This is a genomic window from Thermococcus sp. (assembly GCF_026991495.1).
In the GTDB taxonomy this organism is placed as follows: Archaea; Methanobacteriota_B; Thermococci; order Thermococcales; family Thermococcaceae; genus Thermococcus.
Map to the genome: position 1 here is coordinate 19,484 of NZ_JALXBJ010000004.1, position 9,824 is coordinate 29,307.

A 9,824-nucleotide genomic window follows, 5' to 3' on the forward strand; every position below is an offset into this window, starting at 1 on the left:
ATCCATCGGTCAGCCGAGGCTTCCCTCCACCTCCCGGAGCATGCCAACAGCTTTGTCGATAAGGTCGTCGAGCCCGAGGTCGTGGGCAGTCAAGTTGAGGGTGAACTCCATGTTTATGGGAACCTCAACGGTCTGGTTTATGGGGACCTTGAGGTAATCCTCGAAGGGCACCTTAACGGTCGTGTTTATCGGAACGCTGAGGGTGTCCTTGAAGGGAACGTTAACGGTCGTGTTTATCGGAACGGAGACGGTCGTGTTTATGAGCGTTGTAACGGGGACTGTGGTGTTTATGTGAACCCTGACGGTCGTGTTCACGGGGGCGTCAACCCAGGTGTCTATCGGAACTGTGAGGTTGAGTGTGAGGTTCCTCTCCTTGTTGTAGGCGGTCGTGTTAACCTTCTGAACTATGTGAACCCGCGTCACCGTGTTGATGGGGACGTTGACGTACTGGTCGATTGGAACCGAGAAAGAGACGTTGTCATTTACGGGCACGTTGACCCTGTCCGTTAAGTTGACCCGGAACTTCTTATCAACGCTGACCGTCACCGTTTTGTTTATGTGAACGGTGAAAACCTTCGAGACGTGCACCTTAACCTCCGTGTTTATGGGAACCGAGACGGTCTTGTTCACTGGGATCCTAACCTCGAACGTTTTCTCCTTGAGATCCTGGAGGGTTTTTATGGAGTCTCCAATGGACTCCTTGGCGGCCGTTTTCATCTTCATCGCGAAGATAACGGCGCCTACGTCCACCAACAGGAGGAGCACCACGATAACCGTCAGGAGCCCCACCCATATCTTCATGCCCTTCCCCATAGGCCGCACCTACTAACAAGAGCGCCCAATACTATATAACCCTTCCCAAAACGTTAAATTCCCCGGGATCCAATGGGGTGGGGATGGAGATGCGAATCCCGGAGCTTATAAGGATACGGCGCTATGAGGCAGTACTGATCACGGCGTTAGCTTTCATCATAAGGCTCATTCCATACAGGCTTAAGTACCTCATCGGCTACGACCCCTACTTTCACCTCGCCTACCTCCAGTACGTTGTGAAGAACGGCTGGGTCAACTACTTTCCCTACGCCCTCGGCCCATGGGGGATCCTCATAAATCACTTCCACCCCCGGGGGCTCTGGGGCTTCCCCTACCTAGTCTACCTCGTCGGCCATCCGGCCGGCCTCTCCGTTGGGGGGGCGTTCAAGCTGACGCCAGCGATAGTTGGCTCGACAACGATCTTCCTGACCTACGTCCTCCTCAGGCGGCTTTACGGCGGCAACGAAGCCCTTATGGGATCTCTGATATTAACCCTCTCCTTCGGAAACGTCTTCAGATCGATGGCCGATTACTACCGCGGTGACAACTACGCCCTCCTGTTCTACACCCTCACCCTCCTCCTCATCGTGGAGGCCTTCAGGTCAAGGAGCCTTCGGAGGAAGGGCCTCTACTACGCGGGTGCATCCATCTCGATGGGGGTTTCTTCCGCTTTCTGGAGCGCATACTACATCGTTTTAGCGCTCCCCCTGCTGGTCTCACTCGGTATTGCCCTCTACAGCCCCCTCGAAGACAGGAAGATAGACGCACTCGGGATCGCTCTCGCTTCCGGCTTTGGAGCCGTTATAGCGTCTGTCCTCGGACGCGTTTTCGGGTTCGGAATGTTCTGGGTTTACAACTGGCAGGGGAAGAAGCTGATGGCCCTAACCGGGATCCCGGCGGGGCCCCTTAAAGATGCGTACCTCTCGCTCCACCTAATCCTCGTTTCCCTGCTGGTGGCCGCGATCTTAATATGGACGTGGCTTGGGGAGAGAATCCCGGAGAGAAACAGGGAAAAAGCCGTCGTCCTTGCAACAGCGTTCGCTGTCTTTACAATCCTGCTCGTCCCCCTTAAGTACGGGGGCTTCATTAAAGTGGCCGCGGCTGGATTGGGCTCCTTTGGAGGGCCTACCGTGGCGGAGATGTCAAGGCCGAGCTTCTGGGATTTACGCATGGCTTACTCCGCCTTCCTGATTCTCCCGCCCCTCTTCCTCCTCCGCCTTCTACGGCCGAGGGCGAGGGACATCCTTACCCTCTGGGTCGTCGCCCCATTGCTCTTCATGCCCCTGTACTGGACCCGCTTCCTCTTTATTGGCTCCTTTGGAGTCGCTGTGGCTGGTTCCGTGGGTGCATCAGAGCTCCTCAGAAGACTGAAGAAGGGAGATTGGAAAAAGCTCGCGGCCCTTACGCTGGCAGGTCTCTTCTTGTTCTCAGGCTACCAGTGCGTGGAGGAGACGCTAAAGATCCGGCCGATAGTAAACGATCACTGGGCGAAGGCCCTCACATACCTCAGAGGGATTTCTAACGAGAACGATATCGTCCTCACCTGGTGGGATCATGGCCACTGGGTGACCTACTTCTCGCACAGGGCGGCCGTTGCGCAGGGAACACCGAGCCAGTTGGTGGCGAGGTACTACCTCGGCAACGTTTCAATGAAGGAACTCCTCGAACTCGGGGTTGACTACGTAACGGTTTCCTACGACACCATGATGAAGTGGGGTTCAGTGGTTGAGACCTCGGGCTTGAAGGGCAAGTACGTCCTCATCCCGCTCTTCCCTGCTGGGACATCTGGTGCGGCAGTTGTGTTCTCCTCCGGCCCCTACAGGGTGCTCTTCGGAAGGGTCAACGGCAGCTGGGCGGCTGTTGTTTACGCTGGAAGCCAGGCCTTCATCCCGGAGCTACTGTGGGTTGAGAGGGGGAAGGAGGTTGTGAAAGTCGTGCCACCTGGGAGGAGGGCGGGCAACTCCTACCTCTACGTTAACCTTAACTTCGGCTACGCCGTCCTCATGGACGGAAAGACCTATTCAACGCCCTTTGCAAGGCTCATGTTCACCTCCGATTATCCCGAGGACTACAGGCTGGTCTATTCAGACGGCGGCATGGTGAAGATCTTCAGGCTGGTTCATCCCAACGTGGCGCTGAAGAGGAAAGGAGGAGACGTTTTGGTCTTTGAGAATGCAACCGGTAACAGGCTGAGGATTTACGGCTACACAGACTCTGGAAGGAGGGTCTTCTTCAGGGAATACAACGTCTCCAACCTCGGGGAATTCGAGATCCCGACGGACGTGAAGGGGGCGGTTATAAGGTACACCTACCTCAGGGGGAGCGAGGTACTCGACAGGGGTATCTTTAGGAGGTACGGGGGTTGGAACTGAGGGAGCTCCTGACCCAGGCCCTTCACCTCTCGTCCGCAACAATGCTCTCAGCCCTCTTCGGCTTCTTCTTCTGGAGCATCTCGACGAGGTGGTACGGACCGGCGGAGGTGGGTAAGGTATCCTCAATGGTAGCGGCACTGAACCTGATATTCTTTGCATCCACCCTCGGTCTCAACGTTGGCTTGCTGAGGTTCCACGATTCCTTTGGGGAGCGAGCAACGGGGACTCTCTCAACCGTCATGAGCCTGACGGCGGGCTTTCTCACCCTGATCTACTCCCTGATAAATCCCCTCGGCCTGAACACAAAGGAGATGTGGGCGCTAACCTTGATAGCCATCTTCGGGACGATCTACAACATCTTCGCCTACATAGAGATCGTGGTCTCAACGAGGGCGTATCTGCTTCAGAGCCTCGCCTCTGGGATCAGGGTTGTCCTCCCACCGGTTCTCTCAGGGATGGGGAGTTTAGGACTCGCAACGGCGTACCTAACGGGTTTCATTACAGGAAGTGCCTACGGAGTTCTCAGGGTTGGCCGGCTGGCCCGCCCGCGGGTGGATAGGGAGTTCTTAGAAACGGCACTCGGGGTCTCAATGGGCAACTACCTGGTCGGGCTCACCTCGCTGTTTCCAGTCTACCTCGTCCCCACTCTGGTAGTCTCACTCCTCGGAAGCGAGGCCGGGGCGTACTACTACCTCGCCTTCATCCTCATAAACCTCCTCCTCGTGCCTCCAGGGGCCCTCGGCGTTCTACTCGTGAGGGAGCACGAAGAGGCCGCCATGGGAAAGCTGCTCCTCCTTGGGTTCGCCTACTGGCTTCTGATCCTGCCCTTGGTGCTTTCCTCCAAGCTTTGGGTTCCCCTGCTCTTCGGGAAGGACTACGTTGAGAGCGCTGATCTCCTCCTGATCAGCACCCCCGGTCTGCTCTTCGGCACGGTGAACCAGCTCCTCACGGCTTCCATGACGATCATGAAGAGGGGGAGGGAGATAGCGGTGTTCAGCATGGCAGGAGCCCTCACTCTCCTGCTCTCATTATACCCCCTGATTGAGAGCGAGGGGCTTAGGGGAACTGTGAGTGCCTGGATACTCTCCTCCGGGGTGGTTTTCACGCTAATGGCCATGAGACACCCGAAAACTTTTTAAACCCTCCATCACTCCTAATCCCGGAAGCGCCCGGGTGGTGTAGCCCGGTCAATCATGCGGGACTCTCGATCCCGCGACCCGGGTTCAAATCCCGGCCCGGGCACCATTCTATGGGCCCGTGGCTCAGCCTGGTCAGAGCGCCCGCCTGATAAGCGGGAGGTCCGGGGTTCGAAGCCCCGCGGGCCCACCACAAGGGATCCCAACTTCTGCGTCCCTATCACACCCACAAGTCGGAGTTTTTAGAATGGATGGGCCGGCTTAACCCCATCGGGAGATTCTGCAAGAAATCCAGTTAAATTTGGAGAATGGGAGAATGGAATAAAAACGAGCTAACTGCTGCCTCCGATAGCCCAACCAGACTTTTATGATTGGCTTTCATACTCCCCTCTTCCAAGATTAATGGAGGGCACAGTCCCACCTCTCCCCCATTTCATGATTCTCCCCCCTTCAGTCCGGCCAATAATTGATAGCACCACCGTAAACCGGCCAATTTACCGAAAGCTTTATATACTCCCTGCATCAGAAAGGATACTGAGAATCCCTTTAGGGAGGTGTTGTGAATGGCTGAGTTGCCAATTGCCCCAATAGACAGGTTGATAAGGAAGGCCGGCGCAGAGAGGGTCAGTGAGGAGGCCGCTAAGATTCTTGCCGAGCACCTCGAGGAGTACGCCATCGAGATCGGCAAGAAGGCCACCATGTACGCCAGGCACGCCGGCAGGAAGACCGTCAAGGCCGAGGACATAAAGCTCGCCATCAAGGCCTGATGGCCTTTAGTTTTTCTCCCAGTTTTTGCCCGTTACGGTTTTAAGGCCTCTTCTCAAGTGCCGACCATGCCCGAGATAGCCGTCAGAATGACAAAGCGCAACCACAACGCCTTCGTCCACCTCCTCGGTGCGCTGGAGAGTCAGGGCTTTGACCTTGGAGAGCTCCTAATAACGAAAAACTTTGAGGAGATAGTGAAGGCGAGGCCAAAGGTGGTTCTCTACTCCTTCTTCACCGAGGAGATATGGGGAGACCTGCCCAAGGAGGTTAGGTTGCTCAAGGACATGGGAGCGCTCTTAATAGCGGGCGGCTACCACGCGATAGCCATGCCAAAGCACACCCTAAAACTCGGCTTCGATATAGCCGTCATCGGCGAGGGCGAGGAGGTTCTCTACCAGCTCCTGACCGCGCTCAAGAAAGGGAACCACAGGATAACAAGGGAGCTGACGAGCATAAGAGGCCTTGCATTCTACCTCAACGGTGAGTTCACCTTTACCGGCTTTGCCAAGGTCGAGGACTTCTGGCGCTTTCCGCCCTACCCAGAAAGCGTCCGCCTGATCTCCCCGATAGAGATAAGCAGGGGCTGTCCCTTCCGCTGTTACTACTGTCAAACGCCCTATATCAAGGGCTTCCGCATGAGGCACAGGCCGATAGACCAGATAGTGAAGTATTCGCGCAGGATGAGGGACATGCGCTACATAACCCCAAACGCCTTCGCCTATGGAAGCCCCGGTGCTATACTGAAGCTCGACAAGCTTGAGGCCCTTCTCAAAGCACTCCAGCCGCTGAGGAAGGAGGGGAGGAGACTCTTCTACGGCACCTTCCCGAGCGAGGTAAGACCGGAGTTCGTTTTACCTGAGACACTGGAGTTGCTCATAGACTACGCCGACAACAGGCGCTTGGCCATAGGTGCCCAGAGCGGGGACGATGCGATGCTCAAAGCCATGCACCGCCTCCATAAGGTGGAGCACGTCGAGAGGGCCGTCGAATACATGGTCGAATACGGCTTCGAGCCCGTTGTTGATTTTATAGTCGGCCTGCCCAACGAAAGCTTGGAAAGCCAGAGGAAGAGCATCGAGCTCATGAAGTGGATCATGGGAAAGGGCGGGAAAGTTCGCGCCCACTACTTCATGCCCCTCCCTGGAACGCCCTGGGCTCGCTGTAAGCCCTCCCCCCTGAGCGAGGAGATGAAGCGCTTTTTGGGCAGGATGGCGGCGAGGGGCAAGATCGAGGGTTCCTGGGGGGTCCAGATAGAGCTCTCAAGAAAACTCCAGGGACTCATCGAGGAGTTCTACGAGGAGCCGATGAGCTACCACGGGGGAATAAATGAAGCCTGCTGAGCAAAGGTTTTTAGCACCCTCACATTACTAAACCAGGTGATCGTATGAGGGACGCCGCAGTTATCGCACTCGTCCTGCTCACGACCGGCCTCTACTATCTCCTGAAGGGAGACTCCGCAGGCGCCGTTTCTCTGGCGGTAGTCTTCCTCGGAGCATATGCCCTGAGCCTGAAACCGCGGGTTGGAGCGCCCCTGCTCTACGCTTTCATAGGTTTCTTCGCTGGCTTTGTTGTGGCGATAATCATAGGGGTTGAAACGAACGCGACCGGATGGAAGGCAGCGGCACTCTGGGCACTGCCTCTCTCAGGAACTCTCATAGCGGTATACGAAGGAAAGAGGGATAACTACAGGCTCTGGTGGGGGTTAAGGCCATAGTCCAAAAGGTTTATAACGGAACCGGTACAACGGCGGGAAGGAATGTACCCCGAAAACTATAAAAGGTTCCTCAGGCTTATAGAGGAACTGCGAGAGTTTGAAGGGGCCATCATAGTTGAGGGCCCGCGAGACGAGGTGGCTCTGAGGAATCTGGGGGTCAGGGCGGAGATAATAAGACTGTCGCGCTCACCGCTCGCTGAGATAGCTCTCATCGCGTCAAAGCATGGGGATGTTATGATACTGACGGACTTCGACAGGAAGGGTGAAGAACTCGCGGGGAAGCTGCTTCGGTACCTGAGCGGCTATCCCTGCAGGGTGGACTCAAAGACAAGAAAGGAGCTCAGGAAAATCCTCAAAAAGGACGTAAAGGGCATCGAAGACCTTTACAGCCTTTATCTCTCCGTTTCTGGCCCCCTCCCGGAGGGGTTTCAATGAAGAGGAAGAAGAACGTACTTCACCAGATACTTGCGGAAAAGAGAAAGGCGGAAAGGATGAGGGGTGATGGTATGTCAGCAAAAGACGAATTCGGGACCACGAAGTACATAGTCTACGCCGAGTTTGAGGCGAACGGCGTTGTTGAAAGACCTGACGTTGTGGGCGCTATTTTTGGACAGACCGAGGGGCTTTTAGGGGATGACCTTGACCTTAGGGAGCTCCAGAAGACCGGGAGGATAGGAAGGATAAGGGTTGAGGTTCACACCAAGGCCGGGAAAACATACGGGACGATAACCGTTCCATCGAGCCTTGACCGCGTTGAGACCGCGATCTTAGCCGCTGCACTCGAAACGATCGACAGGGTCGGCCCGGCGGAGGCCAAGATAAAGGTTCTGCGCATAGAGGACGTCAGGGCCACCAAGAGGAAGTACATAATCGAGAGGGCAAAGGAGATACTAAAGAGCCTCATGGAGCAGGAGATACCCGAGACCCAGGAGCTCACCGAGGAGGTCAAGAAGGCAGTTAGGGCTAAAGAGCTCATAGAGTACGGGCCCGAGAAGCTCCCGGCTGGGCCGCACGTGCCCTTTTCAGACTCCATCATAGTCGTCGAGGGAAGGGCCGACGTTCTCAACCTGCTCAAGCACGGCATAAAGAACGCGATAGCCGTCGAGGGAACCTCCATACCAGAGACGATAATCAAGCTCAGCAAGGAGAGGATCGTCACGGCCTTCACCGACGGCGACCGCGGCGGAGAGCTGATCCTAAAGGAGCTCCTGCAGGTTGCGGATGTGGACTACGTTGCGAGGGCACCTGAGGGTAAGGAAGTCGAGGAGCTGACAAAGAAGGAGATCGTCAAGTCCCTGAGGAGCAAGATCCCAGCGGAGCAGGTCATCACCGAGATGTTCTACAAGGGAAGGAACTTCTACGACATAGTGAAGGAGAAGAAGGCCGAGGCCGCCGCTCAGAAAACTCAGGCGGTAAGCGAGGAGCCCAAGAAAATCGAGGCCAAGTCGGAGAAGGTTGAGAAGGTGGAGGAGGCCCCCGCCCAGAAGCCCCAGGAGAGAATAATACGACCCATCCAGCAGGTCAGGGGAGGCGAGATCGAGAAGTTCAAGAGGTTCATTGACAGGGTGAAGAGGGAGCAGACGGCGATACTCCTCGATGAGAACATGAACGTCATCTCGGAGATACCGGTCAGGGACCTGCTCTCAAAGATCAACGGGAGCGACGGTGTCTACGCCGTTGTTTTCAACGGCATCATAACGCAGCGTCTCATCGACATCGTCAGCGACAGGGGCATCAGGTACCTCGTTGGCGCAAGGAAGGCCAACGTCGTTAGGAGGCCCATAGACCTGAAGATAATAACCTTCTCCGAATGAGCCTTTCCCTTCTTTTCCCCGGGACTAACCTTTATAACTCCCCCGTCTCTTCTTTCCCCGGTGGTTGGAATGGAGGTTGAGGAGCTCATCTGGAAGTACGCCCTGGCTAACGCTTACGCCCACAAGGGGAAGGCCAACCCAAAAGCCGTTATAGGGAAGGTCCTCGGCGAGAACCCCGTGCTCAGGCCGAAGGCCAGGGAGATAATACCTCTCGTAAACGAGATAGTGGAGAGGGTTAACTCTCTAACCCCCGAAGAGCAGGGGGCAAAGCTCCGCGAGGTTTACCCTGAGTTCTTCGAGGAAAAAAAGGGGAAGGAGGAAAGGAGAGGACTCCCACCGCTCCCCAGGGCCCAGAGGGGAAAGGTTGTCACCCGCTTCGCCCCAAACCCGGACGGCGCCTTCCACCTCGGGAACGCAAGGGCCGCTGTTCTAAGCCACGAGTACGCGCGCATGTATGACGGCAAGTTCATACTCCGCTTCGACGACACTGACCCTAAGGTGAAGAGACCAGAGCCCATCTTTTACGAGTGGATTAAAGAGGATCTCGACTGGCTGAATTTCAGAATAGACGAAATCCACGCCGCAAGCGACAGGCTTGAACTCTACTACAGCTACGCAGAGAAGCTGATAAGTATGGGCAAGGCATACGTCTGCACCTGCCCGCCGGAGAGGTTTCGCGAGCTGAGGGACAGGGGACTAGCCTGCCCACACAGGGAAGAGCCCGTGGAAGTTCAGCTTGAGAGATGGAGGAAGATGCTAAATGGAGGGTACAGGGAGGGTGAAGCTGTAGTCAGAATAAAGACCGACCTCAAGCATCCGAACCCAGCGGTCAGGGACTGGCCGGCGTTGAGGATCATAGACAACCCCAACCACCCGAGGACGGGCAACAAGTACCGCGTCTGGCCCCTTTACAACTTCGCATCAGCGATAGACGACCACGAGCTCGGCGTCACCCACATCTTCCGCGGGCAGGAGCACGCCGAGAACGAGACGAAGCAGCGCTACATCTACGACTACTTCGGCTGGGAGTACCCCGTAACTGTGCACCACGGCAGGCTCAGCATTGAAGGGGTTATCCTCAGCAAGTCAAAGACGAGGAAAGGCATTAAGGAGGGCAAATACCTCGGCTGGGACGATCCGCGCCTCGGAACCATCCGTGCGTTAAGGAGACGTGGTATAAGGCCGGAAGCTATAAGGGAGCTGATCATAG

At 56.1% G+C, this 9,824-nt stretch carries 9 protein-coding genes and 2 tRNA genes; 10 read left to right on the plus strand and 1 reads right to left on the minus strand.

The window, feature by feature from the left end; all coding sequences use genetic code 11:
* Nucleotides 1-9: 9 nt before the first annotated feature.
* Entirely contained in the window at nt 10-813 is an 804-nt protein-coding gene (locus MVB78_RS00265) for a hypothetical protein (RefSeq protein WP_297486595.1), read from the minus strand.
* A gap of 83 nt (nt 814-896) precedes the next feature.
* On the opposite strand from MVB78_RS00265, the gene MVB78_RS00270 reads away from it, so the two are divergent.
* The 10 genes from MVB78_RS00270 to MVB78_RS00315 all read left to right on the plus strand — a co-directional run.
* On the plus strand, nt 897-3,185 hold the full coding sequence (locus MVB78_RS00270) for a glycosyltransferase family 39 protein (protein ID WP_297486587.1): 2,289 nt from the start codon (nt 897-899) through the stop codon (nt 3,183-3,185).
* The gene (locus MVB78_RS00275) at nt 3,176-4,324 is read left to right on the plus strand and encodes a hypothetical protein (RefSeq protein WP_297486588.1); all 1,149 of its coding nucleotides are present in this window, start codon (nt 3,176-3,178) and stop codon (nt 4,322-4,324) included. The genes MVB78_RS00270 and MVB78_RS00275 overlap by 10 nt, the downstream gene beginning before the upstream one ends.
* Before the next feature lie 28 nt (nt 4,325-4,352).
* Nucleotides 4,353-4,430: transfer RNA gene (locus tag MVB78_RS00280), tRNA-Glu, on the plus strand.
* A gap of 6 nt (nt 4,431-4,436) precedes the next feature.
* Nucleotides 4,437-4,514 (plus strand) — tRNA-Ile (locus MVB78_RS00285).
* A gap of 370 nt (nt 4,515-4,884) precedes the next feature.
* Nucleotides 4,885-5,088 carry an archaeal histone HpkA gene (gene hpkA / locus MVB78_RS00290; protein ID WP_297486589.1) on the plus strand — a complete coding sequence of 68 codons (204 nt, stop codon included), beginning with the start codon at nt 4,885-4,887 and terminating at the stop codon, nt 5,086-5,088.
* A gap of 66 nt (nt 5,089-5,154) precedes the next feature.
* Nucleotides 5,155-6,426, plus strand: a complete 1,272-nt coding sequence (locus MVB78_RS00295; protein WP_297486590.1) for a TIGR04013 family B12-binding domain/radical SAM domain-containing protein — start codon at nt 5,155-5,157, stop codon at nt 6,424-6,426.
* A 44-nt stretch (nt 6,427-6,470) separates the two neighbouring features.
* Complete coding sequence (locus MVB78_RS00300) at nt 6,471-6,800, plus strand: hypothetical protein (RefSeq protein ID WP_297486591.1); 330 nt, start codon at nt 6,471-6,473, stop codon at nt 6,798-6,800.
* A gap of 42 nt (nt 6,801-6,842) precedes the next feature.
* Nucleotides 6,843-7,235, plus strand: coding sequence for a toprim domain-containing protein (locus MVB78_RS00305; protein WP_297486592.1), 393 nt, complete (start codon nt 6,843-6,845; stop codon nt 7,233-7,235).
* Nucleotides 7,232-8,614, plus strand: a complete 1,383-nt coding sequence (gene dnaG, locus MVB78_RS00310; RefSeq protein WP_297486593.1) for a DNA primase DnaG — start codon at nt 7,232-7,234, stop codon at nt 8,612-8,614. The genes MVB78_RS00305 and dnaG overlap by 4 nt, the downstream gene beginning before the upstream one ends.
* 69 nt (nt 8,615-8,683) lie before the next feature.
* A partial coding sequence (locus MVB78_RS00315) for a glutamate--tRNA ligase (RefSeq protein ID WP_297486596.1) occupies nt 8,684-9,824 on the plus strand: 1,141 nt, incomplete at its 3' end.